18 protein-coding genes are annotated in these 25,723 nt (G+C 72.3%); 13 read left to right on the forward strand and 5 right to left on the reverse strand.

What is annotated here, in order from left to right; genetic code table 11:
• Positions 1-134 precede the first annotated feature (134 nt).
• Complete coding sequence (locus BLA60_RS46340; protein ID WP_281257502.1) at positions 135-2,831, reverse strand: AAA family ATPase; 2,697 nt, start codon at positions 2,829-2,831, stop codon at positions 135-137.
• Between the two features lie 118 nt (positions 2,832-2,949).
• On the opposite strand from BLA60_RS46340, the gene BLA60_RS33890 reads away from it, so the two are divergent.
• The 8 genes from BLA60_RS33890 (at position 2,950) to BLA60_RS33925 (ending at position 12,121) form a co-directional block, all read left to right on the forward strand.
• The gene (locus BLA60_RS33890) at positions 2,950-3,591 is read left to right on the forward strand and encodes a CatB-related O-acetyltransferase (protein ID WP_075137125.1); all 642 of its coding nucleotides are present in this window, start codon (positions 2,950-2,952) and stop codon (positions 3,589-3,591) included.
• Positions 3,588-4,496: a Vgb family protein gene (locus tag BLA60_RS33895; RefSeq protein WP_425427114.1), complete on the forward strand. Its 909-nt coding sequence runs from the start codon at positions 3,588-3,590 to the stop codon at positions 4,494-4,496. The genes BLA60_RS33890 and BLA60_RS33895 overlap by 4 nt, the downstream gene beginning before the upstream one ends.
• Positions 4,493-4,882: a DUF3224 domain-containing protein gene (locus BLA60_RS33900; protein ID WP_075137126.1), complete on the forward strand. Its 390-nt coding sequence runs from the start codon at positions 4,493-4,495 to the stop codon at positions 4,880-4,882. The genes BLA60_RS33895 and BLA60_RS33900 overlap by 4 nt, the downstream gene beginning before the upstream one ends.
• Positions 4,883-5,008: 126 nt before the next feature.
• Positions 5,009-5,485, forward strand: a complete 477-nt coding sequence (locus tag BLA60_RS33905) for a hypothetical protein (protein WP_075137164.1) — start codon at positions 5,009-5,011, stop codon at positions 5,483-5,485.
• Positions 5,485-6,873: a hypothetical protein gene (locus BLA60_RS33910; RefSeq protein ID WP_075137163.1), complete on the forward strand. Its 1,389-nt coding sequence runs from the start codon at positions 5,485-5,487 to the stop codon at positions 6,871-6,873. The genes BLA60_RS33905 and BLA60_RS33910 overlap by 1 nt, the downstream gene beginning before the upstream one ends.
• Positions 6,870-8,219, forward strand: a complete 1,350-nt coding sequence (locus tag BLA60_RS33915) for a VWA domain-containing protein (protein WP_075137127.1) — start codon at positions 6,870-6,872, stop codon at positions 8,217-8,219. The genes BLA60_RS33910 and BLA60_RS33915 overlap by 4 nt, the downstream gene beginning before the upstream one ends.
• An 18-nt stretch (positions 8,220-8,237) precedes the next feature.
• A complete protein-coding gene (locus BLA60_RS33920) occupies positions 8,238-9,374 on the forward strand; it encodes an ATP-binding protein (RefSeq protein WP_075137128.1) in 1,137 nt (378 codons plus the stop codon).
• Entirely contained in the window at positions 9,371-12,121 is a 2,751-nt protein-coding gene (locus BLA60_RS33925) for a DUF5682 family protein (RefSeq protein WP_075137129.1), read from the forward strand. Before BLA60_RS33920 ends, BLA60_RS33925 begins: the two co-directional genes overlap by 4 nt.
• A 10-nt stretch (positions 12,122-12,131) precedes the next feature.
• On the opposite strand, the gene BLA60_RS33930 is transcribed toward BLA60_RS33925, so the two are convergent.
• Both BLA60_RS33930 and BLA60_RS46345 read right to left on the reverse strand, forming a co-directional pair.
• Positions 12,132-13,592, reverse strand: a complete 1,461-nt coding sequence (locus tag BLA60_RS33930; protein WP_075137130.1) for a serine/threonine-protein kinase — start codon at positions 13,590-13,592, stop codon at positions 12,132-12,134.
• Between the two features lie 85 nt (positions 13,593-13,677).
• Complete coding sequence (locus tag BLA60_RS46345) at positions 13,678-14,121, reverse strand: MarR family winged helix-turn-helix transcriptional regulator (protein WP_075137131.1); 444 nt, start codon at positions 14,119-14,121, stop codon at positions 13,678-13,680.
• A gap of 65 nt (positions 14,122-14,186) precedes the next feature.
• On the opposite strand from BLA60_RS46345, the gene BLA60_RS33940 reads away from it, so the two are divergent.
• Both BLA60_RS33940 and BLA60_RS33945 read left to right on the forward strand, forming a co-directional pair.
• On the forward strand, positions 14,187-14,702 hold the full coding sequence (locus BLA60_RS33940) for a hypothetical protein (protein ID WP_075137132.1): 516 nt from the start codon (positions 14,187-14,189) through the stop codon (positions 14,700-14,702).
• 189 nt (positions 14,703-14,891) lie between these two features.
• Entirely contained in the window at positions 14,892-18,056 is a 3,165-nt protein-coding gene (locus BLA60_RS33945; RefSeq protein ID WP_075137133.1) for a ThuA domain-containing protein, read from the forward strand.
• A gap of 69 nt (positions 18,057-18,125) precedes the next feature.
• On the opposite strand, the gene BLA60_RS33950 is transcribed toward BLA60_RS33945, so the two are convergent.
• On the reverse strand, positions 18,126-19,643 hold the full coding sequence (locus BLA60_RS33950; RefSeq protein ID WP_075137134.1) for an AMP-binding protein: 1,518 nt from the start codon (positions 19,641-19,643) through the stop codon (positions 18,126-18,128).
• Between the two features lie 137 nt (positions 19,644-19,780).
• Between BLA60_RS33950 and BLA60_RS33955 the strand changes: the two genes are divergently transcribed.
• Entirely contained in the window at positions 19,781-23,014 is a 3,234-nt protein-coding gene (locus BLA60_RS33955) for a S8 family serine peptidase (RefSeq protein ID WP_075137135.1), read from the forward strand.
• Between the two features lie 68 nt (positions 23,015-23,082).
• Here the strand turns inward: BLA60_RS33955 and BLA60_RS33960 are convergent, their stop codons facing one another.
• On the reverse strand, positions 23,083-24,600 hold the full coding sequence (locus BLA60_RS33960) for a glycerophosphodiester phosphodiesterase family protein (RefSeq protein ID WP_084735666.1): 1,518 nt from the start codon (positions 24,598-24,600) through the stop codon (positions 23,083-23,085).
• A gap of 307 nt (positions 24,601-24,907) precedes the next feature.
• Between BLA60_RS33960 and BLA60_RS33965 the strand changes: the two genes are divergently transcribed.
• Positions 24,908-25,477 (forward strand): NHL repeat-containing protein, encoded by a 570-nt coding sequence (locus BLA60_RS33965; RefSeq protein ID WP_075137137.1) that lies wholly within the window; start codon positions 24,908-24,910, stop codon positions 25,475-25,477.
• A gap of 41 nt (positions 25,478-25,518) precedes the next feature.
• A complete protein-coding gene (locus tag BLA60_RS33970; RefSeq protein WP_075137138.1) occupies positions 25,519-25,698 on the forward strand; it encodes an RCC1 domain-containing protein in 180 nt (59 codons plus the stop codon).
• The last annotated feature ends 25 nt before the right edge of the window (positions 25,699-25,723 follow it).

The following is a 25,723-nucleotide window of genomic DNA, read 5'->3' on the forward strand; positions in this document are numbered from 1 at the left end:
AGCGCGTACTTGGCGTAGCCGAGCGTGGCCTTGATCATGGTTCTACTCCCTTCACCGACCTGGAGTTCGTGCGTTTCGTGCGGTGAGGAGCCTGAACGACCGGCGTGGACGAAAGATGGCTGAAACGTGGTTGGTCACGGGCCGGTGTCGAGGAGGCCGAGAGCGGCCAGTTCGGACCGGGCGCCGACCCCGAGTTTGGGAAAGGCCTTGTACAGGTGGTAACCGACCGTGCGCGGACTGAGGTACAGCTGCGCCGCGATGTCCCGATTGGACAGTCCACGCGCGGCCAGCCGGACGATCGTGCGTTCCTGCGGGGTGAGGACCGCCAGCACCGGGTCACCGGCCGGCTCCCGGACGGACTCGCCGGTGGCGTCGAGCTCGGTGCGGGCGCGGTGCGCCCACGGAACGGCTCCCAGACGGTGAAAGGTCTCGTGCGCGTCACGCAGCTGGGTCCGCGCCCGCGCCCGGCGGCGGGCGCGGCGCAGCCACTCACCGTGCAGCAGCGCGGTCCTGGCGCGGTCGAACGGGCGGTCGGCCGGGTGCAGCGCCAACGCCGCCTCGTAGTGGGCCCCGGGGTCCTGTCCGAGCAGGGCCCGGCAGCGGTGGACCAGCGCGTCGATCCACGGCTGGTTCGCGTGCCCGGCCCACACCTCCAGCCTGGCCAGCGGCCCCGCGGCCTCGTCGGGCCGACCGAGCCGCACGGCCGCCTCCACCAGGTCGGGGATGCTGCGCGGGCCGGGCAGCTGGTGGGCGACCGGGCCGGTGTGCAGCGCGGTGAGCCGGGCCAGGGCGGACTCCCACTGCCCGCTGCCCAGGTCCAGCAACGCCAGCGACCACTGGGCCCAGGACAGCCCTGGCGCCGGCACCCCGGGGTCCGGCGCGGCCAGCGCGTCCTCGGCGTGCGCCTGGCAGCGGTGCTCGTCGCCGGCCAGCGCCGCCAGATAGGCCAGCACACCGCTGATCTCGGCGATCCACTGCCGGTGGCCGAGCTCCCTGGCCAGGTGCAGGGCCTGACCGGCCTCGTCCTGGGCGTCGGCGTGCCGGCCGAGGAACGCCGAGGACCGGGCGACACAGGCCAGCACGGGCGGGGTGCGGCCGATCCAGCCGTTGTCCCGGCACCGGCCAAGCAGCTCCTCTGCCACCCGGTGCGCCTCGGTGTCCGCGCCGGCGGCCTGCAGGCTGGTGGCGCCGACCAGGATCGTGTCGTGCGGGCCGCCGAAGCCGGTGCGCCGGGCGTCGGCCAGCCGCTCGGCGAGGCTGGCCGCCTCCGGCCGGCCGGAGGCGGCGTTGGCGACCCAGGTCAGCAGGGCGGCGACGTGGGTGAGCGGGTCGCCAGGCGGCAGCGGCAGTGCGGCCAGCCGGCCGGTGGTCTCGGCCAGGTCGGGCTCGCCCAGGTACCAGGCGGCGTGCACGGCGTCGAGCAGCAGGTGGGTGGCCAGCGGCAGGTCGCCGGCCAGCGCCGCCGCCTCGGTCAGCAGCCGGCGGGCGGTGCGCAGCGAACCCCGGTGGAAGGCGGCGGTGGCCCGGACCCGGCCGGCGCGCACGGTCAGACCGGGGTCGTCGGTGTGGCCCGCGCTCGCCCCGGCCAGGCTGGCCATGCGGTCGACGTCGCCCTCCTCGGCGGCCGACTCCGCCGCCAGGACCAGCCGTCGGGCCAGGTCGTGGCCGGCCGGGGTCAGCTGGGCGGCCCGCTCGTAGGCGGCCGACGCGGCGGCGTACCCGCTGCGCGCGCCGGCCCGCGCGGCCGTGCGTTCCAGCTCGACGGCCACCGCCTCGTCCGGGCCGGTGGCCACCACGGCGTGGTGCCAGGCGCGCCGGTCGGCGTCCCGCGGCTGGTCCAGGGCGTCGGCCAGCGCGGTGTGCACCACCAGCCGCAGGCTGACCGGCGCCGCCTGGTGGACCGCCGAGCGCACCAGCGGGTGGCGGAACCGCACGGTGCGGCTGTCCACCCCGACCAGGCCGGCGGCCTCGGCCGGCACCAGGTCCGCCGGCCCACAGCCCAGGGTCGCGGCCGCGCGCAGCACCACGCCCCGGTCGCCGGTGTCCTCGGCGGCGGCGACCAGCAACAGGCGCTGGGTCGGCTCGGGCAGCCGCCGGACCTGGTCGAGGAACGCGGCCCGCACGGTGTCGGTCATCGGCAGCACGTCACCGGCCGGGCGTTCGGTGCCCAGCGCGGCCGGCAGTTCGAGCAGGGCCAGCGGGTTGCCCCGGGCCTGGGCCAGCACCCGGTGCCGGTCGGCCGGCGAGAGCGCGCCGGCGTGCTCGGCCAGCAACTCGGCCGCGGCCGGGTCGTCGAGCCCGGTCAGCGCCAGCCGGGGCAGGCCGGGCGCGACGAATCCGGTCCGGGCGCCGACGACCAGCGCGATGCCCTCGGCGTCGAAGCGCCGCGCGGCGAACAGCAGCGCCTCGGTCGAGGCCCGGTCGAGCCACTGCGCGTCGTCGACCACACACAGCACGCGGCCGCCGCCGGCGTACTCGGCCAGCAGCGACAGCACGGCGAGCCCGACGAGCATCCGGTCGCCCGGCTCGGCCCGCGCCAGCCCGAACGCCCCGCGCAGTGCCCTGGCCTGCGGGTCGGGCAGGGCGTCGGTGTGCTCGATGGCCGGTCGCAGCAGCAGGTGCAGGCCGGCGAAGGGCAGGTGCGCCTCGGACTCGATGCCGGTGCCGTGCAGGACCCGCGCGCCGCGGGCCGCCGCCACCGCGTACTCCAGCAGCGCGGTCTTGCCGATGCCGGGCTCGCCGGTGACCAGCAGGCTCCCGCTGCGGCCGGTCCGGCACTCGTCGAGCAGCTGGTCGAGGACCGCCCGCTCCTGATCCCGCCCGCGCAACACCCGGCGACAGTACTGAAGCCGACCGGGCATCACCGGACGGAAGTACCTGGTTGTGACAGATTCCGCATCGTCTCGCCGGCCGTAGCGTGGTCGTACGCACCGTCACCAGGAGGTACCTTTGTCACCTGATCCCACGACCCGACATCCGCTGCCGGCCCACGAGCGGGTGGTGTTCCTCAGGCCGTTGATCGACTCGCCGGTGATCAGCGTCGGCGAGTACACGTACTACGACGACCCGGACGGCGCGACCGGGTTCGAGCGGCGCAACGTGCTCTACGCGTACGGCACCGAACGCCTGGTGATCGGCCGGTACTGCGCCATCGCCGCCGGCACCCGGTTCCTGATGGCCGGCGCCGAGCACCCGACGATGGGCGTGTCCACCTACCCGTTCACCATGTTCGGCGGCGACTGGGCGGAGTCCACCCTGGACCTGGTCACCGGCATGCCGAGCCGGGGTGACACGGTCGTCGGCAACGACGTGTGGTTCGGCTACCAGTCGGTCGTGCTGCCCGGCGTGACGATCGGTGACGGCGCGATCATCGCCGCGGGCGCGGTGGTCACCGCCGACGTCCCGCCCTACACGATCGTGGGCGGCAACCCAGCCCGGGTGATCCGGCGGCGCTTCGACGACGCCGACGTCCAGCTGTTGCTGCGGGCGGCGTGGTGGGACTGGCCGGTCGAGGCGGTCACCGAGCACGCCCGGGTGATCATGTCCGGCACCCCGGCCGACGTCGCCGCCATCGCCGAGGGGCTGCGGTGAGCGCCGCCGGTGAGAACGCCGAGGTGTCCGTCGAGGAGTACCCGGTACCCGGCGCCGGCCCGTACGCGATCACCACCGGTCCGGACGGCGCCCTGTGGTTCACCCTCGTCCACAGCGGACAGATCGGCCGGCTGGTGCCGGGCGGGACGCCGACCGTCCACGACCTCGACCCGGACGCCGGCCCCACGGTCATCGTCACCGGCCCGGACGGCGCGCTCTGGTTCACCGAGTACCGCGCGCACCGGATCGGCCGGATCACCACCGGCGGCACGGTCACCGGGTTCGCGCTGGGGGAGTGCGGCCCGTTCGGCATCGCCGCCGGCCCCGACGGCGCCCTGTGGTTCACCGAGACCGCCGCGGACCGCATCGGCCGGATCACCACCGACGGCACGGTGACCGAGTTCCCGCTGCCCACGGCCGGCGCGTTCCCGTCGGCGATCACCGCCGGGCCCGACCGCGCCCTGTGGTTCACCCTCAACCAGGCCAACGCGATCGGCCGGATCGACCTCGACGGCGCGGTCACCGTGCACCCGCTGCCGACCGAGGCCGCCGCACCCGTCGGCCTCACCGCCGGTCCGGACGGCGCGCTGTGGTTCGTCGAGATCGCCGCCGGGCAGATCGGCCGGATCACCACCGGCGGCCGGATCACCGAGTACCCGCTGGCCGACCGGGCCGGCCGCCCGCACGCCATCACCGCCGGCCCCGGCGACAGGCTGTGGTTCACCGAGTGGGGCGGCAACCGCGTCGGCTCCGTCACCACCGGCGGCGTGCTCACCAGCCACGACCTGCCGACCGCCGGCGCCGAACCGCACGGCATCACCCTCGGGCCCGACGGTGCGCTGTGGACCGCGCTGGAGTTCGGTGCCCTCGCCCGCATCACCCCCCACGGCAAGGAGAACCGGTGAACACCGCCGAGGCGGAGTTCGACATCGACAGCTGGGACGAGGTCGCCTACGACGAGCCGGCCGACGGTCCGAAGCTGACCAGGATCGTCATCCGCAAGACCTACCGGGGCGCGCTGGCCGGCACCGGGGTCGCCGAGGTGCTCACCGCGCAGGGCGCCGACGGCGCCGGCTACGTCGCCTCCGAACGGCTCGACGTGACCGTCGACGGCCGCGCCGGCACGTTCGTCATCCAGCACGGCGGCCTGTCCGACGGGGAGGACCAGAGCACCTTCGGCACCGTCGTCCCGCACTCCGGCACCGGCGGGCTGGCCGGGCTCACCGGTCACGCCACCGAGTCCCGGCCCGGGGTGCTGACCCTCAGCTATGACCTGGGCCACCGTAGTTGATCAGCGACTTCGTCGGCTCTGCCCGGTTCTGTCGGTGCCGGCCGCTATCTTCTGGCACGCCCCGTCGAGGAGGACGGGCACGTGGTGCAGGGAGATGGTGCGTTGTCGGATCGGGAGAAGTTCAGCATGGCACGGGTGTTGTCGCCCGCTCGCCCGCGCAAGCTGGCGAAGGTTCCGTTCGTCGAGCTGGCGGACGGACGGTTGCAGGGAGTGGTGTCCAGCGGCTCGGACATCGGGCGGGTCTACGTCTCGTCGGTGGCCGCCGGCAGTTTCGTCTTCGCCTGTAGTACCAACAACAACCGGCCCTGCGGCGGCGCCAGGGGGATGTTCTGCAACCACATCCTCACCATGATCAACGAGGCGGTGTTGCAGTACGGCGCCACGCGCGTCGCGCGCTACCTGCGGGTCGAGACCGACCCCGAGCCCACCGGCCAGGCCATCGCCTCGGCGATGTCGGCCACCGCGCCGGCCCAGGGCGACAGCGGGGCCGCCGCGACGGTGTTCAGCCAGTTCCTGCGCCACCTCGCGTACCTGGAACTGCCGCCGACCACCGCGCCGCTGCCGGAGATGCAGTGGTTCCCGCCGACCAGGACGGTGGTCTGATGCGCGCCGACCTGCTCGCCGAACCGATCGCCGGGCTCGACGAGGCGCTCGCCGCCGTCGACGGCGGCGACCAGGCCCTCACCGCCGGGCTGCTGCGCCCGCAACCGGCCCAGGTCGCGGCGCTGACCGGGCTGGCCGACGCGCTCGCCGGCTCACCGCTGGCCGGGCGGGTCGCCGAGGCGGTGGACAAGATCGCCGCCGGCGCCGCCGGTGAGGACCACTTCCTGGCGGTCGCCGCCGCCAGGACCGCGCTGCTCGGCTCGGTGCACGACGCCCTGTCCGCCAGGGTCGACGAAGCCACCGGCCGCCCGCACGCCGAGCCGGCCGCCCCCGAACCGGGGGCCGAGGTGTCGCCGAACCTGTTGGCGGCGGCCAGGTCCTGGCTCGCCGACCTCGCGCGGGCCGGCTGGCGCGGCCTCGACCACGACCTGGTGTCCGGCTCCGCGCCGGTGATCTCGGCGATGCTGCCCGACCCGGCGCCGCGCCGGCTGGCCGCGCTGCTCGACGGGTTCGCCGCCGAGCTCGCCGCGTCCTGCCCCGGCGCCGGCATCGACCAGGTCCCGGCCCGCCGCTGGGGCGACCTGTGGTCGCGGGCGCTGGTGCTGACGCTGCCCGGCGCGCTCGGCGGCGCCCCCGGCGGCACCGCCACCGGCCGCCTCCTGCCGCTGGGCGTCGACCTGCACGAACACGGCACCGCCGCCCAGGCCCAGGTGCACGCGGTCCTCGAACCGGCCGACGGGTCGACACCCCGACTGGTGCGGGCCAGCGTGTCGGTGCCCAAACCGGACACCGTGCTCGGCGCCGGGCTGTGGCAGCTGCTGCGGCCCCACCTGTCGCTGCTCGCCGCCGCCGGCGATGGCCGCTCGATGGACGTCGAGGCCATGCCGGTCACCGCCGAGGGCGACCTGGTCTGGGACGAGGAACGTGCCCGCCCCGGCGCGCCGGCCGACCCGTTCGTCACCGCGCGCGTCGTGCTGCCCACCGCCGCCACCCCGCCGGTCGCGCCGCTGGACCGGCACCCGGCGCGGCTGGCCGTCCCGGTCTTCCTGGAGGGCTACACCACCGACAAGGACGGCGACGCGATCGGCGTCACCGTCGCCGGGCACCGCCTGCCGGTCGACCTCGACCGGGTCCCGGTCGCCAGCCCGCTCACCCCGGCCGCCGTCGCCTCGTCGGGCGCGTGCCTCGGCCTGCTCCGGTGGGACGCCGGCACGTTCTCCGTGCAGCCGCTGGCGGTGGAGACCGTGGTGAAGAAGAAGGCGGTCGCGGTGCACGCCGGTGCGTGGGCCGGCGGCACCACCGACAAGAACGGCGTCAAGGCGGAGAAGGCCGCCACCGACGCGGTGACCGTGTTACGCGAGCGGGCGGGAAGGTTGCTGCGCAAGTGAACGCCAACGACAACCGCCGCCAGGTGTTGTACTGGCGGCTGCTCGCCCGGCTGTTCGACCCCGAGGAGCAGGCCAGCCTGGAGTCGGCCAGCGTCGCGGTCGTCGAGGACCTCGGGCTGCCGACCGCGCTGCTGGACCCGGGTGCCTCGGTCGACGCGATCGTGCAGCGCCACCCCGAACTGGCCGCCGAGTTCGCCGGCCTGATGGTCCCCGACCGCGACGGTGAACGCGACGGCGACGCCGAGGTGCGCCGCGCGGCCCTGGCGTCCAAGGTGCTGCTCAACGTGTTCGCCACCGGCGCGGGCAACGTCACCGCCGGCCAGCTGTCCCAGTGGCAGTCCGACGCCGGCTGGCTGGAGCGCGCCCTGGGAGCCCAGCCGGGTGAGCTGCGGGGCCGGTCGGGTCGCGGCGGGAGCGGTGGCGCGCCGACACCGGAGCTGGGCACGCTGGTGCCCGACATCGGCCCGGACCTGGCCGATCTGGAGGCCGACCTGGTCAACCGGATGCGGCTGCGCGAGGTGCTCGCCGACCCGACCCTGGCCGCCCAGCTCACCCCGAGCATGTCGCTGATCGAACAACTGTTGCGGGACAAGAACAATCTGTCCGGCGTGGCGCTGCGCAACGCGAAGTCGCTGATCCGCCGGTTCGTCGACGAGGTCGCCGAGGTGCTGCGCACCCAGGTGGAGAAGGCGTCGGTCGGCGCCATCGACCGCTCGGTGCCGCCCAAGCGCGTGTACCGCAACCTCGACCTGAACCGCACCATCTGGAAGAACCTGGTCAACTGGAGCCCCGAGGAGGAACGGCTCTACGTCGACCAGCTCTACTACCGGCAGACCGCGCGCAAGAACACCCCGCAGCGGCTGATCGCGGTCGTCGACCAGTCGGGGTCCATGGTGGACTCGATGGTCAACTGTGCGATCCTGGCGTCGATCTTCGCCGGGTTGCCGAAGGTGGACGTGCACCTGATCGCCTACGACACCCAGGCGCTTGACCTGACCCCGTGGGTGCACGATCCCTTCGAGACGTTGCTGCGCACCAACCTCGGTGGCGGCAACGACGGCATGGTCGCGATGGGACTGACCCAGCCCAAGATCGCCGAGCCGCGCAACACCGTGGTGGTGTGGATCTCCGACTTCTACGAGACCAGGGTCGAGCAGCTGTTCGAGTCGATGGCCGCCATCCACCGCTCCGGCGCGAAGTTCATCCCCGTCGGCTCGGTCACCAGCGGCGGCCGGGGCGCGGTCAACCCGTGGTTCCGCGAACGGTTCAAGGACCTCGGCACCCCGGTGATCTCCGGCCACATCGGCAAGCTCGTGCACGAACTCAAGACTTTTCTCACCTCCTGACCACCAGAAAGGCCTCACATGTCCGACCTGTTGCGCGCCCCCGCCGAGCTCAAGTACGCGGAGGAGCTGGACTGGCTGGAGTCCATCGACGACAACCCCAAGCCGTTCGCCTGGCGCCTGTCGCCCAAGATGGTCCGGCTGTTCATCCTCGGCGCGGAACGCGCCGACGGCCTCGACCGCGAGGTCGCCCAGAAGTGGTTCGGTGACCGGAGTTTCGTCGAACGCGCGGTCGTCACGCTGGCCTCGGACCGGGGTCTGCTGCTCATCGGCGACCCGGGCACCGGCAAGAGCTGGCTGGCCGAGCTGCTGTCCGCGGCGATCTCGCGGAACTCGACGCTGGTCGTGCAGGGCACGGCCGGCACCACCGAGGACCACATCAAGTACTCGTGGAACGTGTCGATGGTCATCGCCAAGGGACAGTCGCGCGAGTCGATGATCCCCTCGCCGATCATGACCGCGATGGAGCGGGGGTCGATCGGCCGGTTCGAGGAGCTGACCCGCTCCACCAGCGACGTGCAGGACGCGCTGATCTCGATCCTGTCGGAGAAGTACATCTCGGTGCCAGAACTGGGCGGCGACAACGACAGTGCCAACGGTGCTGACAACATCGTGTTCGCCAAGCCGGGTTTCTCGATCATCGCCACCGCCAACAGCCGCGACCGGGGCGTCAACGACCTGTCCTCGGCGTTGAAGCGCCGGTTCAACTTCGTGCGCATCCCGGTGGTGACCAACAAGAAGAGCGAGTCGGAGATCGTCCGCTTCCGCACCGAGGAACTCCTGCGCCGCCACCAGATCGAGCTGGACGTGCCGCCGACGCTGCTCGACGTGCTGCTGCGCAGCTTCGCCGACCTGCGGGCCACGGCCGCCTCGGCGGGCAGCGACGACGAGAAACTGGAGTCGGCGCTGTCGACCGCCGAGCAGATCGGGGTGCTGGAGGACGCGATCCTGCACAGCAACTTCTTCGGCCGGCGCGCGCTCGACGCCCGCACGCTCGCGGCCTCGCTCGTCGGCTCACTGGCCCGCCGCGAACCGGAGGACCTGGCGATCCTCAACAAGTACCTGCACGGCGTCATCGAGCCGCGCAGCAAGGACGAGGGCGGCGAGTGGCGCGAGTTCCTCGACGGTGGCCGCGACGCGATCGCCACCCTGTCGTGAGTCGGTTCGACGCGCTGCGCACGCAGCTGCGGGAGGCGGCGGACACGTTCGCCGACGGGCCGGACGCCCTGGAGGGGATCCTGCTCGGCATCGTCGACGACGTCGACCGGGCCGTGCGGGAACCGTTGGAGATCTTCCCGGTCTGCCACCACTCGCCGGCCTCGGCGATCGCGATGGCCCGGCGGCTGCGCGACAAACAACCCAAGGTCGTCTACCTGGAGCTGTGCGAGGACCTGGCGCCGCTGCTGACCGAACTGCGCAACTGCCGGCTGCCGGTCGCGGTCCAGGCCTTCGCCACCGAGATCGACGGTTTCCCCGCCGAGTGGGCGCCGCTGTCGGTGGTCGCGCCGATCACCGAGGCGTCGGCCGAGTACCAGGCGATCTCCTACGCCCTGGACACGCCCGGCGTGGAGCTGGTGCTGGTCGACCGCTCGGCCGACCACGTGTTCCAGTGGGACCGCCCGCGGGCGCCCGCCGAACCGGCCGACCCGGACGCGCCGCCGCCGGAGGAGGAGGCCGCGCTGCACGGCGACGCCGTCGGCGTGGGCATCGGCGACCTGCGGCCCCGGTTCGCCGAACTGCGCGAACACCTGCTGCACCACGGCAAGGTGCGGCACTGGTCGGAGTGGTGGCACCAGTACGTCGAGCTGCCGCTGGGCGACAGCGACCACGACACCTACCGCCAGGTCATGCTGCTCATCGGCAGCCTGTTCCGCCGCCTGGCCCCCGGCGACCCGCACGAGACGCGCGTCGACGAGGACCGCGAGCGGTACATGTGGACGCGGATGCGCCAGCACCTGGCGGCCACCGGCACCGACCCGGCCGACTGTCTCTACGTGTGCGGCGCGTTCCACGCCGCCAGCCGGGTCGCCGAGTTCGGTGTCGACGGGAGCGACACGTTCGAGATCAGCCCCCGGTCGGCCAGCCGCTGGCAGCACGGCCTCATCCCGTCCAGCCACGCCTCGATCGAGGCCCAGTTCGGTCTGGCGCCGGGATCGGTGTCGATCGCGGCGACCGAGTGGGCCAAGAACCTCAAGCGCACCAGGGTGAAGCCCTTCCGGCTGGCCGGCCAGGCCGGCGGCACGAAGAAGAAGCCGGCGGCGCTGCCGGCCCCGGCGCCGGAGATCACCCCGGCGGACAACCTCACCGGGTTCCTGCAACGCCCGCCGGTGGTCGACCGGCTCGACGAGGCTGAGCTGCTCGGCTGGTCGGTGGAGGTCGTGCGGGCGGCGCGGCGCAACGGCTACCTGTCCTCGACGGCCGACGCGATCGCGGTGTTCGAGACCTCGATCCTGTTGGCGGGCATGCGGGACCGGGCCAAGCCGACCCCGTACGACTTCCAGGACGCGGCGGTCACCTGCATCGAGAAGGACACCGTACCCGGCCGCCGGGACGTGCGCCGCATCGTCGAGATCATGATGGGCGGCGACCGCATCGGCCAGGTCGGCTACGACGCGCTGCCGCCGCTGGCCAGGGACGTGCACGACCGCCTGGCGCCGCTGAACCTCAAGCTGGACCAGCGCGGGGTGCGGCGGGCACTGCTGGACATCGCGTCACAGCCGGAGCTGGAGGCGTGCTCGGACCTGCTGTGGATGCTGCGCTGGCTGATGCCCGACGGCGCCGCCCGGCCGATCATGGGGGAGCGGCGGCTGGGGGAGCGCCCCATCCAGGAGTCGTGGGACCTGGCGTTGGGCACCTACCAGCGCGGGCTCATCGAGCTCGGCTACGAGGGCGTGACCGTCGAGCACGTGCTGGAGCAGCGTCTGCGCCGGATCGCCCACTCGCCCCGGGCCACGGCCGCGACCGTGCTGGCCGCCGTCGAGGACGCGACGCTGTACCTGCGCAGCCACCGCCTCGCCGGCGAGCTGGGCGTGCGCGCGCTGGAGGTCCTCACGGGTGAACGCGGCGCCGACGGCGCGCCGGAGGTGCTGCGCCGGATCCGCCGCCTGCTGGCGTTCTACCGCACCACCGAGCCGGTGCTGCCGGCGTGGATCGAGTCGTTCGTGAAGGCCGGCTACGCGCACTACTGCACGCTGCTGCCGATGGTCTTCGCCGACGAGGACGCCCGCGTCGACCAGGTGGCGGCGATGCTGGGCTTCCTGTTCAGCATGGAGGGTCTGGCGCTGTCGCTCGGCTGTGACCGGACCCAGCTGGAACTGGCCGTCGCCCAGTCCCACCCGGGCGAGCCGTCCCTGGTCGCCCTGTTGTGGGCGGCGCAGGTCCAGCTGGGCACCCTGTCCCGTGCCGAGCTGCGTGCCCGCTGCGACGAGCTGGTGGACAGTCCGCTGACCCTGCCGGCGTATCCGCGTTACCTCAGTGGTTTCGTGCACGCGCTGGAGCCGGCGCCGGGCCTGGTCGACTTCGTGGTGGAGGCGGTGTCCAACGCGTTCACCCGGCTGCCGGATCCGGTCCTGCTGCCGTGGCTGCCGACCCTGATCGGCACCCTCAAGGCCGGCGGCGCCGACCTGGCCCCGCTGCTGATCCGCGAGGCCGGCCGGATGTTCCCCAGCCGCCTGGCGGCGCTGGACGAGTGGACCCCGCCGTGGCTGGCGCCCGAGCACGTGCCGGTGACCCGCGCCGCCTCCGGTACCGGTGTCGCGCTGCTGGCCGACCATCCGGCGACCTGCGACGCGCTCGCGGACCTCCTGGGCTGTGCGGGGGAGTGGACCGCCGCCGCCCCGGGCGGCGCGGCGCTGCTCGACGAGTACCCGGACACGGCCGTGGCGCTGGAGGCGGCGATGACGTGACGGGCGGCGCTCAGGGGCTCGGGTCGTAGACGTCCCGGCCGTACCAGCCGAGTGCGGCGCGCAGTTCGTGCAGTTCGCGTTCGCGGGTGCGCCTGCCCAGGTCGTGGCAGACCGGGTAGGCGCGCAACCCGCTGGTGGTCTCGGCGCCGAGGCCGGCGCGGGACACCCCGGGATTCACCGTGACCAGGACCCAGGGCCGTTTCCGGTCGTACAGGACCCGCACCCGCGCGATCTCCGACCACGCCAGGTGCCGGTTGTTCCGGCCCGCGCCGACGGCCAGGCCGGTACTCGACACCTCCAGCCAGCGGGGCGGTCTGACCAGCCGCCAGAGTTCGTGGATCGCGTAGTAGGCGAACGGCGAGCCGACAATCACGAGAGCCCAGGCGGTCTCCACGTAGCTGTAGTTGAACTGGCTGATCGCCCCGACGATGAGGAACAGCGCCAAGGGGCCGAGAATCAGGAACGAGGCGGCGGCGCCGACCCGGCCACGGACCTGGAACCTCGTGACGCTCGGGTCGACGGGCGGCGCAGGGGGCGGGGAGGGCACCACCGCCATCGGTGCCGATGCCACTTGAGGTACCGGTGCCAGCTCGATGACCGGGGCGGCGACCCTGGTGTGTGCCCTGGTGGGTTCGTTGGCGGGTTCCTGGGCCAGCGACGCCCAGTCGGCCGCGGCGTCCCCGAGTTCGGTGAGTACCTCGGTCGGGGTGGGCCGGGCCGTCGGGTCGCGGTCGAGGCAGCGGGCCACCAGCGGGCGCAGTTGCTCGGGTACGCCGGCGATCTCCGGTTCGCCGTGGACGACCCGGTAGACCAGTGCCGGCAGCGAGCCCGCGCCGAACGGGCCGTTGCCGGTGGTGGCGAAGACCAGGACCGAGCCGAGGGAGAACAGGTCGCTGGCCGAGGTGATCTCGCGGCCCTCGATCTGTTCGGGGGACAGGAAACTCGGTGTGCCGACGACCATGCCGGTCGCGGTGAGCCCGGTGCTGTCCAGTGCCCGCGCGATGCCGAAGTCGATGACCCTGGGGCCGTCCTCGGTGAGCAACACGTTGGCGGGCTTGAGATCCCGGTGGATGAGCCCGGCGTTGTGCACCGCGCGCAGCGCCTCGGCGAGCCCGGCGGCGAGTGCGCGGGCCCGGTCGAGGTCCAGTGGCCCGCCGGCGGTGACGGCGGCCTGCAGCGTCGGCCCGGACACGTACTCCGTTGCCAGCCAGGGGATCGGCGCGTCCGGGTCGGCGTCGACGACCGCGGCGGTCCAGAACCCGCCGACGGCGCGCATCGCCGCGACCTCCTGGCGGAAGCGTTCCCGGAACTCGTCGTCGTCGGCGAGTTCGGTGCGCACGACCTTCACCGCGACCCGCCTGCCTCCCGGTGACCGCGCGAGGAAGACCCGGCCCATGGCGCCGTTGCCGAGACGGCTCTGGGTCGTGTAGTCGCCGATTCGTTCCGGGTCGCCGGGCCGCAGTGCCGTCACCAGGGTTCTCCTTCACCGGAGGGAACCTGCGAACTGTAGCCGGAACACCGCGCGCGGTGACCGCGAATGACGAGGATTCGACCGGTCAGCGTCGGGTGTCGCGCAGGCGGCGGGTCTGCTCGCGCAGGACCTCGACGGTGCGGGTGACGTAGTCGGCGATCGTCGCCAGTTGGGTCTGGTCGTAGCGGGCGGTGACGGTGGCCATGGCGGCGGCGAGGTCGGTGAAGACGTCGGGCAGGTGGCCGGTGGCGGTGATCAGAACCCGGCGGCGGTCCTGGGGGTCGGGGTCGCGGGTGGCGAGACCGGCGCGTTCGAGCCGGTCGACCATGCCGGTGACGGCGCCGGGGGTCAGGCCGGTGTGCTCGGCGAGCGCCCCGGCGGAGAGCGGGCCGTGGCGGCCGATCACCGCGAGGGCGCGCTGGTCCCCGGCGGTGACCCCGAGGTGGGCGCCGACCGCCTCGTGGAACATCACCACCGCCGTGCTCAGTTCGCGGCCGTAGTCGGCGGCCTGCCGGGTGTCCTCCTCCATGGGAGAAGTTTAGCGCGTCTGATAATTTAGTACAGTAAACTAAAACAACTCAGGGGAGACCGACGATGACGTTTCGTGAGGAGTGGCCGCCCGCGCTGGCCGGACTGCGCTGGGCCTGGGCCTTCTACCGCCGGCACGCCCTGCTCGTGATCGGGCTGTCGCTGATCCCGTCGGCGCAGCGGCTGGTCGTCGTGAACTGGGAGGGCGCTCTCCCGTCCGGCCTCGCCACGGCCTCCGAGGTGCTGGTGATGGCGGTCCGCGTGCTGCTGGTGGTCCTCCTCTGGCGGCTGGCCGTCCCGCGAGGCCAGGCCAGGGGCGCCAACGTCGGCCCCTTCGTCACCGCTCACTGGCCCCGGCTGGTCCTCCACGGCCTGCTGCTCGTGCTGGCCACGGTGATCTTCGGCAACGGCCTGGAGGCGCTCGGCGACCTGCTGTCAGAGTCGGCCGGGCAGACCTACCTGGCCGTCCTGCTGTTCGTGAAGAACCCGACGATCATCGCGTTCACCCTGGTGTGGGTGGTCGGGATGGTGCGCGAGATGTTCCTCTGCCGCCCCAGGGTCCCCGCCCAGACCGTCGCTTGACTGTCCACTGCGGACTTGTCGATAGGAAAGGGCTTGCTTTAGCTGTTCCGTGCGCAAACAGGCCAGGAAAACGCTTGCCTGTGACGCTCTCAGGGACCAGACTGGGTGCCGTGTGCACGTCGGGGTGCACGACAACTGCCGCGTACCGGACGTGTCCTTCGGTCAGAGTCGACCCGCGAAAGGACGCTCATGCCCGCCCTGCGAAGAGTCGCTGTCGTCGTGGTGACAGCGGTGGTGGCCAGCCTGCTCGGCTCGTCGGCCGCCACCGCCGAACCCCGGTTCAGCGTGCTGGTGTTCTCCAAGACCACGAACTTCTACCACGACTCCATCCCCGCCGGGATCGACGCGATCCGCGAACTGGGGGCCGAGCACGACTTCACCGTCGAGGCCACCGACGACGCGGCGGCGTTCACCGACGAGAACCTGGCCGGCTTCGACGCGGTCGTGTTCAACAACACCAACTCGACACCGGAGTCCGGTGACCTGCTCGACGCCGACCAGCGCGCCGCGTTCCAGCGTTTCGTCCGCGCGGGCGGCGGGTTCACCGGCATCCACGCCGCGTCCGCGAGTGAGCGGGACTGGCCGTGGTACGAACAGCTGGTCGGCGCGATCTTCGACCAGCACCCGGTGCCGCAGGTCGGCCGGGTCAAGGTGCTCGACCGCACGCACCCCTCGACGGCCGGTCTGCCGGAGCTGTGGGAGCAGCAGGAGGAGTGGTACAACTGGCGCACCAACCCCACGGGCTCGGTGCACACGCTGGTGCAGATCAAGACCGGCGACAGCGTCACCGGCCTGGACGAGGGCCTCGACCACCCGTGGTCGTGGTGCCAGCGCTTCGACGGCGGCCGGTCCTGGTTCACCGCCGGCGGCCACGCGGCCGAGAAGTTCGACGACCGGTGGTTCCGCCAGCACCTGCTCGGCGGGATCGAATGGGCGGCCGGGGCCAAGCCGGGTGACTGCGCGGCGACCGAGACCGGCAACTTCCAGCGGGTGCCGCTGGTCACCGAGGGCCTGGCGGACCCGTTCGAACTCGCGGTCGCGCCCGACCGGCGGGTGATCTACATCCAGCGCACGGGCGCGCTCAAGGTGCTCGACCAGCGCACGCTGACCGTCACCACGGCGCTGGACTTCGCCTACACGCCGGAGATGACCAGCCAGTCCGACGGTCTGCTCGGCCTGGCACTGGACCCGGACTTCGACAGCAACGGCTGGCTCTACCTGCAATGGTCGGACAAGGACGAGCCGAGGCTCAACGTCTCCCGCTTCACCGTGGCCGACGACGACACCGTCGACCTGGCGACGGAGAAACGCCTGCTGGAGATCCCGACCTACCGGGGCCAGGGCCGGGCGAACTCGCACATGGCCGGCTCGCTGGCGTTCGGCAACGACGGCAACCTCTACGTCGCCACCGGGGACAACACCGACCCGTTCGCCTCCGACGGTTTCGCCCCGACCGACGAGCGTCCCGACCGTGCCGCGTGGGACGCCCAGGGCACCAGCGCCAACACCAACGACCTGCGCGGCAAGATCCTGCGCATCACCCCCGAGGACGACGGGACGTACTCGATCCCCGAAGGCAACCTGTTCGCCCCCGGCACCGCGCTGACCCGGCCCGAGATCTACGCGATGGGCCTGCGCAACCCGTTCCGGATCACCGTCGACCCGAAGACCGACGCGGTGCTGGTGGGGGACTACGGCCCGGACGCGCGCACCGCCGATCCCGACCGGGGCCCGGCCGGCACGGTCGAGTTCCTGCGCCTCACCGAGGCCGGCAACCAGGGCTGGCCGTACTGCACCGGCGACAACACCCCGTTCCGCGACTACGACTTCGCCACCGGCACGTCGGGTCCGGCCTACGACTGTGGTGCGCCGGTGAACGACTCCCCGAACAACACCGGCCTGCGTGACCTGCCGGCCGCCGACCCCGCGTGGGTCTGGTACAGCTACGACACCTCCACCGACTTCCCCGAACTGGGTTCCGGCGGCGGCGGCCCGATGGCCGGCCCCGTCTACGACCACGACCCGGACAACGACCTGGTCAGCAAGTTCCCGTCGTACTTCGACGGCAAGTGGTTCACCTTCGAACTGACCCGCAAGTGGTTCAAGGCCGTGTCCGTGCAACAGAACGACCAAACCTTCACCGATCCCCGGTTCCCCGCCGCGCACGCCGGGGATCTGTTGTCCATCAACGGAATCTTCGCCGACCTGCCCTGGATCCAGCCTTTCGAGGCCGAGTTCGGCCCCGACGGCTCCCTGTACGTGATCGACTTCGGTGAAGGCAGCGGCACCGGTCGGGGAGGTACCAACGAGGGCTCGGGTATCTACCGCATCGACTACGTCGCCAACGGTCGCTCCCCGGTGGCCGAGGTGACGGCGTCCGCCGACTCCGGTCCGGCGCCGCTCACCGTCCGCTTCTCCAGCGACGGTTCGACCGGCGGCGACGACGAACCCGTCACCTACGCCTGGGACCTCGACGGCGACGGCGAAACGGACTCGACGGACCCCAACCCCGAGTACACGTACACCGAACCGGGGGAGTACCGCGCCCTGCTGACCGTCACCAGCACCACCACCAACCTGACAGCGGTCGCGGCCACCACGATCACCGCCGGCAACACCCGCCCGACCGTGCGAATTCTGTTCCCCCCGAACGGAGGAATGTTCGACTGGGGCACGGAGATCCCGTTCGAGATCCAGGCCGCCGACGCCGAGGACCGGACCATCGACTGCGCCAGGGTGGTCGTCCAGTCCCAACTGGGGCACGACAGCCACCTCCACCCGATGGACAACGTCACCGGCTGCACCGGAACCCTCAGCACCGACACCGGTGACAGCCACGGCCCCGGCCAGAACCTGTACGCGGCGGTCAGTGCCCAGTACACCGATGGCGGTGCTCCCGGCGCGCCGCCCTTGGTCGGCTCCGCGCACGTGGTGCTGGAACCCAAACACAAGGAGGCGGAGCACCTGGAGGACTCCAGCGGCGTGGAGATCCTCGACCGGCCGGCGGCCTCCGCCGGGAAACGCCTGGGCGAGATCGAACACGGGGACTGGGTGGCGTACACGCCCGTCAACCTGACCAACATCACCACGGTTCAGGTGACCGCGTCCTCCGGTGGTATCGGCGGAACCGTGGAGTTCCGCGCCGACGCACCGGACGGCGAGCTCCTGGGCTCGGTCGAGGTCGCGAACACCGGCAGTTGGGACACCACGGTCACTCTGGACGCCCCGCTGACCGACCCTGGCCGAACGGTGACGTTGTACGCCGTGTTCGTGAACCCCGACTGGGGGCCGGACAAGGCCGACCTCCTGTCCCTGGACGCGTTGCGGTTCGTGGGGCAGGGGGTGAATCAGTAGGGCCGCCCGGGTTGGCCGGGGTCGTCCGACCCCGGCCAACCCGAGGGCTCAGCGAACCACCCAGCAAGATCACCCGACGGCGCGCCCCCGGAGCACCTTCTTGTCGGGCTTGCCGACATCGGTCAACGGCAAGGCCGCGACGAACTCCACCCGGTCCGGCACGTACATGGCCCCGCGTCCCGTCGACACCATCTGGCGCAGGTCCTCCTCCGTGACGGCACTCCCTGGCCGAACCACCACCGAGGCGAAGATCCGCTCCACCCCGTCCACCCCCCGCACCCCGTACACCGCACAGTCCCGCACCTCGGGATGGGTACTCAGGAACTCCTCCAACTCCGCCGTGTACACGTGCCCGCCCACCACCACGATCATGTCGCGCACCCGGTCGACCACCGTCAGGTAGCCGTGGTCGTCCAGGCGTCCCAGGTCCCCGGTGTGCATCCACCCGCCGCGCATGACTTCGGCCGTCAGCTCGGGGTTCTTCCAGTAGCCCTCCATCATTCCGCCGCCTCGTACGCAGATCTCGCCGACCTGACCCGCTGGTACCGGTGCGTCGTCGGGGTCGCGGATCTCGACCTCGACGCCGGGGAGTACCCGGCCGGCGGTGCGCAGGATGTCCAGCCGGTCGGGGTCGTGTTCGGCGGCGGTCAACATGCTGACCGGGCCGGACTCGAACTGTCCGTAGCCCTGGTGGAGCACCGGCCCGAACCGGCGCGCCGCCTCGGCGATCCGGGTCGGTGACGACGGGGTTCCGCCGTAGGTGAGTTGCCGCAGGCTGGACGTGTCGACCCGGGCCGGATGGTCCAGCACCTGGTACAGCAGCGGCGGCAACAGGAACAGGTGCGTGATCCGCTCCCGCTCGATCGTCGCCAGTACCTCGCCTGGGTCGAACGTGCGGTGCAGCACCACGGTTCCGCCGGCGGCGAGGGTCGCGTCGGCGATGAAGCCGGCCGCGTGGGACACGGGGGTGCAGACCAGGTCACGGGGTGTGTGGCCGCCGAACAGGGCGCTGACCTGGTCCAGTCCGAGCATCCGGGCGAAGGTGCTGCGGATGCCCTTGGGGTGGCCGGTCGTTCCGCCGGAGTGGCGGATGAAGCAGAGGTCGTCGGGCCGGGCCTGGCTGGTGACCGGATCATCCGGCTGGTGTGCGGCCAGGGCCAGGAGGTCCTCCGCCTCGGGTACCTCGGTGGGGCCCAGGGTGAGGAACTGGTCGACGGCGACGGTCGAGGTCAGCTGGACGGCCCGGTCGACCAACGTCGGGTCGACGATCAGGGTGTGGGTCTCGACGTCGGTCATCATCTTCGCCTGGACGTCGGGGCCAAGGCGGTTGTACAGGTGGTTGAACGGTGCCCCCAACAGATTGACCGCGTAGCGGGCCGCGATGGTCTCCGGCAGGTTGCCGCACAACAGGGTCACCGTCCGGCCCCGGCCCACCCCGCGTTCGCGCAGCGCCCTCGCCAACCGGTGGACCAGCGAGCGGAACTCCTCGGCGCCCCACCGCCGCTCGCCGCTGACCAGCACCTCCCGGCCGGGTTCGGCGGACAGGCCGTCGAGAACGTCCTCGACGTAGTTGTGGAACACCGGCATCGCGACCTCCCAGCGCTGGAACGATCAAGTTGGTCACCGTGATTGCCGGGACAACCGGGCGACCCCCCATGGTGTCTTAGTAACTGGATCGAGCGGTAGCCAGTCAGGTGCTTCCGCACAATCTCTGGGGAGAGTGGATGATCCACGCAAGAGCCCGCGCGATCGTCGCGGGCCTCGTCGCCGTGGCGACCGTGAGTTCGGCGACCGCCGCCACGGCCCAGCCGACCGAACCCAACCGGTTACCGGACCTGCCACAACGCCCGACGACCGTCACCCTCGTCACCGGCGACGTCGTCACCATCGGTGGGGCACAAGGAACACGGGTCACGGCCGCGCCCGGCCGCGAGCACCTCGGGTTCCGCACCCACCTCGACGACCAGGGCGACACCCACGTCGTGCCGCAGGACGCGCTCGGCGACATCGCCGCCGGCCGGCTCGACCCCCGGCTCTTCGACGTCAGCGAACTCGCGCGCACCGGCTACGGCGACGCCGACCGGCGCGACCTGCCGCTGATCGTCGACTTCCCCGGCGCCACCCCCCGCTCGGCGGGCCTCACCGCCGTGCGGAACCTGCCGAGCACGGGCGCCGCCGCCCTGCGCGCGGCCAAGGACACCCGCTTCTGGGCGGGCGCCGCGCCCTCGGCCACCCGGATCTGGCTCGACGGCCCGGTCCGCGCCAGCCTCGACCGCAGCGTCGCGCAGATCGGCGCGCCGACCGCCTGGGACGCCGGCTACACCGGCGAGGGCACGACCGTCGCCGTCCTCGACACCGGCATCGACGTCACCCACCCCGACCTCGCCGACGCGGTCACCGGCGCCAAGGACTTCACCGAGAGCGAGAGCGGCACCGACGACCGGTTCGGTCACGGCACCCACGTCTCCTCGATCATCACCGGCGCCGGCGGCAAGTACCGGGGCGTCGCACCGGACGCCACCCTGCTCAACGGCAAGGTGCTCGACGACTTCGGCGGCGGCTACGAGTCCGGCATCATCGCCGGCATGGAATGGGCCGCGACCAGCGGCGCCGACGTGGTCAACATGAGCCTCGGCGGCTGGCCCACCGACGGCACCGACCCCATGTCGCTCGCGGTGAACCAGCTCACCGAGCAGACCGGCACCCTGTTCGTCATCTCCGCCGGCAACAGCGGCGCCCCGCAGTCGATCGGCAACCCCGGCTCGGCCGACGCCGCGCTGACCGTCGGCGCCGTCGACCGCGACGACCAGATCGCCGAGTTCTCCAGCCGTGGCCCGCGCCTGGGTGACGGCGCCATCAAACCCGACATCACCGCGCCCGGCGTGGACATCGTCGCCGCCAAGGCGACCAACGGCGTCATCGGTGACCCGGTCGAGGACGGCTACGTCGCCCTGAGCGGCACCTCCATGGCCGCCCCGCACGTCGCCGGGGCCGCCGCGGTCCTCGCCCAACAGCACCCGGACTGGACCGCCGCCCAGCTCAAGCCGGCGCTCATGGCCAGCTCCGCGCCCAACCCCGAGCTGACCGTGTTCGACCAGGGCGCCGGCCGCGTCGACGTCGCCGCCGCGGTCACCGGCACCGTGTACACCTCGCCGCCGAGCGTGTCCTTCGGCGTCGCCCGCTGGCCGCACGACGACGACCAGCCGATCGCGCGGACCGTCACCTACACCAACACCGGCACCGAACCGGTCACCCTCGACCTGTCGACCGACCTGCGCGGACCCGACGGCCAGCCCTCACCGGCCGGGCTGTTCACCCTCTCCGCCGAGCAGGTCACCGTGCCCGCCGGCGGGACCGCCGAGGTCACCGTCACCGCCGACACCCGGACCGAGGCCACCGACGGCACCCACAGCGGCACCGTGGTCGCCACCGCCGGACAGACCACCGTGCGCACACCGGTCGCGGTGGACCGCGAGGTGGAGAGCTACGACGTCACGCTCAACTTCCTCGACCACAACGGCAACCCCACGAACGAGTACAGCTACCGGTTCGTCGACCTCGCCCAGCCGAACGGGTTCAGCGACTACGACGAGTCGGGCACCGTGGTCGCCAGGCTCCCCAAGGGGGAGTACTACTTCGACGGCTGGGTGCAGCTGGCCCTCAGCGAGCAGCGGTGGGCCACCACCGACTTCGCCGAGCCGCACATCGTGGTCGACGGCCCGGCCGAGTACACCTTCGACGCCCGCGACGGCGTCACGCCGACGTTCACCCTCGACGACCCGGACGCCGCCCCCGGCAGCGCCATGCTGTCCTACCTCATGCCCACGCAGTGGGGCGAGACCGGTTCGGCCTGGTACCTGCCCAACTTCGAGGACATGGGTACCCGGCCGTCGCGCAGTTCGGCCGACGGCTTCACCTTCTTCGCGGAGGCCCAACTGGCCGAACCGGACGGCAACGCCGACTCGCCCGGCTTCCACGCCAGCCCGTACCTGTACCACGTGCGCGAGTCCGCCGAGGGCGCGGTGCCGGCCGATCTGGCCTACCGGGTGACCAACAAGGAACTGGCCACCGTCCGCTCGACCTACGCGGTCGCCACCCCGGACCGGATCGGGGTGCGCGAGGGCTTCCTCACGATGCCGCTGCCGTACACGCTCACCGAGTACTTCACGCCCGACACCGAGTGGGGCAGCGACTTCACCGAGGCCTCCGAATGGCCGGAGTACCCGTCGACCGGGCTGAACGCCTACACCGTCGGGCCCGAGTCCTTCTCCCTCGGGCGCACCACCGAGAAGCGGTGGAACACCGGGGTGTTCGGGCCGGGGATGGCGCTGAGCCCCTACGAGCCGGGCGGCGGTTTCCTGCGTGACGGCGACACCCTGTTCGTCGCGGTCGACCTGCACGGTGACCGCGAACTCGGGCGCTCCGGCTACCACGGTCAGGGGGTCGGCGGCACCGAGCTGGTCCGCGACGGCGAGGTGATCGCGAGCACCGACTTCCCCGGCTTCATCGATGCCACGCTGGACAAGGAGCCCGCGACCTACACCGTGCGGACCACCTCCACCCAGCCCGGCCGACTGTCCACACAGGTCGACGCGGAGTGGACGTTCACCTCGTCCCACGTCGAGCCGTGGGAACCGATCGGCGCGCTGGTGACCCGGTTCGCCCCGGACCTCGACCAGGCCAACACCGCACCGGCCGGGCGGAAGTTCCGCATCCCGGTCCACGTGCAGCGCAACGGTGTCGAGTCGCCGGGGCGGGTCGACACCCCGTCGGTCGAGGTGTCCTACGACGACGGCACGACCTGGCGCCCGGCCACGGTCCGGCGCTCGGGCAGCGGGTGGACCGCCGAGGTCACGCACCCGCGTGACGCCGAGTTCGTGTCGCTGCGGTCCTCGGTCGCCGACCGGGACGGCAACTCCGTCAAGCAGACCATCATCCACGCCTACGCACTGAGGTGATCGACCCCGGCGCCGCCCCCGGTCCAGGGGGCGGCGCCGGGCCACTCAGGACACCGTGTCCCGCGCCCTCAACGCCGGCCGGACCGGCCAAGACGGGACAGTTCCTCCGGGCGCAGCACCCGGTTCCACACGGCGACCTCGTCGACCGCGCCGTGCAGGAACCGGCCGTCGGCGTCGCGGTAGGTGCCGATCCGCAGGCCCGTGGTGTCGGTCAGCTCACCGGTGCCGCGTTCCCTGGCGTCGACGAACGAGGTGACCTCGGTGCCGTCGAGGAACAGGCGCGAGGCTCCCGTCGCGGCGTCGTAGCTGAGCCCGACGTGGTGCCAGCGGCCGGCGCGCGGGGTGCGGTCGGACTCGGCGATCACCGAGGTCCCGTCGGTCCGCACCGAGTACTTCAGGTGACCGTCGACGTTGGTCAGCTCCAGCGAGATCGCCCACGAACCCGTGGTCTCCAGAATGGCCTGGCGTCCGTGGCCGGGTCGCTGCGGGCGGAACCAGGCCGACACCGTGTAGGCCGGCGCCTGGTCGGGCAGCACCTGGAACGGCACGTCCACGTGGTCGCCGTCGCCGTCCAGGGTGACCGCGCCCCGGTGCTGGCCGTGCGGGGTGAACGCCGCGTCGCCGCGCAACCGGCCGTCGCGCAACGGGTTCGGCGAGCCGTCGTCCCGCGCGCTGGCGCCCCGGCGGTCGTCGAACGACCAGTGCCCCACCAGCCCCCGGCGCAGGCCCCGCCGGGTGTCGTGGCCGAACAGCAGCAGCGCCTGGTCGACGCTGTCGGTGTAGAGGCGGTCGATGCCCCAGCCGATGAACCGGCGCATCACCTCGGTGTCGTTGACCGTCCACGCGCCGGACTCGAACCCGGCTTCCTCGATCGCGGCGATCACCGCCGGGCTGACCCGCGCCTGGTTCACCACCAGCGAGTCGAAACCCCGGTCGCGCGCGGTCGCCAACTCGGTGTCCAGGTCGCCGTTGGCCGGCAGGTCCCAGAACACGTGGATGCTCGGGTCAAGCTCCTTGACCAGGCTCATCTTCGCGAGGTTGCCGTCGTTGAAGCCGACCCACCGCTGCGCGCGCAGGTCCTGGACCAGGGCGACCGCCGCGGCCGTCGAACCGTCCTTGGGCTGGATCGACAACCGGGCGCGGTGCTGGCCCTTGATCAACCTGAGCGCGTCGGACAGCAACGGCATCCGCTGCCGGGGCACCTGCGCCAGCGTCAGGCCGTTCGCCTCCCGGAAACCGTGCGCGACGTCCAACGTGCGCAGCTCGGCGTAGGTGCTCTGCGCGATGCGCAGGTCCCGGTCGGCGAACCGGCCGGTCGTGGCGTCGTGCGACACCACCAGCTGACCGTCGGCCGAGGTGAACACGTCCAGCTCGATCCAGTCCGCGCCCGCCCGCAGGCCTTCGGCGAACGCGGACATCGTGTTCTCCGGGTAGGCCGCGGAATAGCCGCGGTGCGCGGTCACCCCGTTGTGGACGAAGTCGCGGGTGACCGAGGATCCCGGTTGCGCCGTCGACGGTGGGGCGAGGGCCAGTCCGGCGATGACGCCCACGAGGACGAGCACACCGCCGACACGGGTTGATCTCATGTCTCTCCGATCACGACTCGACACCGGCCGGCCCGGTGGGGCCGCCCCCGTGATCGTTACCACGTCAGGAGAACGGCCGGTACCACGCCGGCGAACCCCGGTGAACGCTTCGTCCAACGACCGTGCGGTTCGCACTGGTCAGGCCGGGGCGGTCGTCCCACTGTTTCGTTCTGGACCGAAAGGCCCGTCCGCGCCGAACCGGTTCCGGGATCGTTGTCACCGATCAGGGAAAACGGGAGGACACGGGCGGTACCAGGACGAGGGGCTCGCGGCCGGCGGCGACGGCCGGCTGTACGCGCTGGACACCGTGGCCGGGATCGGCGGCGTCCGGGTCCTGGGCCAGGAGGGTCAGCGGAGTTCGGTCGGCCCCAACGTGTTCGACCCCGGGGACGTGGCCGTCGGACCGGGCGGCGAGGTGTACCTGGCGGCCGGCGGCCGGGTGCTGCGGCTCAACGGCGACGGCCCGCCCGACGTGGAGGTCCCGCCCGGTGCCGACCCGTGGGCCGGGCAGGACCCCGGCGAGCTGCTGACGGTCGCCGGGCAGCGCGACGACCCCGGGCGGCTGCGCCTGAACGTCCCGGTGAGTGACCTCGCGATCGGCACCGACGGCTCGCTCTACCTGGCCACCTCGTTCGGTCTGCACACGGTCACCCCCGACGGCACGATCGAGACCGACCTGCCCGATCTCAGGGACACGATCACCCGGCTCGCCGTGGACGCCCACGGCAACGTGTACCTCGCCAGCGCGGACAAGGTCCAGGTCCTGGTCCGCCCGAGGGAGACGTCCGCGTCGTGGCGCTGGATCGTGGCCGGGCTGGCGATCCTGGCGGCGATCGCCGGAGGTGTGCTGGTCCGCCGCCGGATGGTGAGTTCCTAACGTCAAGTGTGCACATTCCGTGTATTGGGAACTCCGACGAGGTGAGATCCGGGATCCAGGACATCGCCGCCGGGTTCAAGCACAACGTCGCCCTCAAGGACGGCAAGGTGATCGTCTGGAACTACAACGGGCAGGGCCAGATGGACATCCCGGCGACCGTGCGGGAAGGCGGCGTCACCAGGATCGCCTCGACCTTCTACCACGTCATCGCCCTGCGCTGAGACCACCGCACGGCACGGCCACCCC

The organism is Actinophytocola xinjiangensis, from assembly GCF_001921215.1.
Classification (GTDB): Bacteria; Actinomycetota; Actinomycetes; order Mycobacteriales; family Pseudonocardiaceae; genus Actinophytocola; species Actinophytocola xinjiangensis.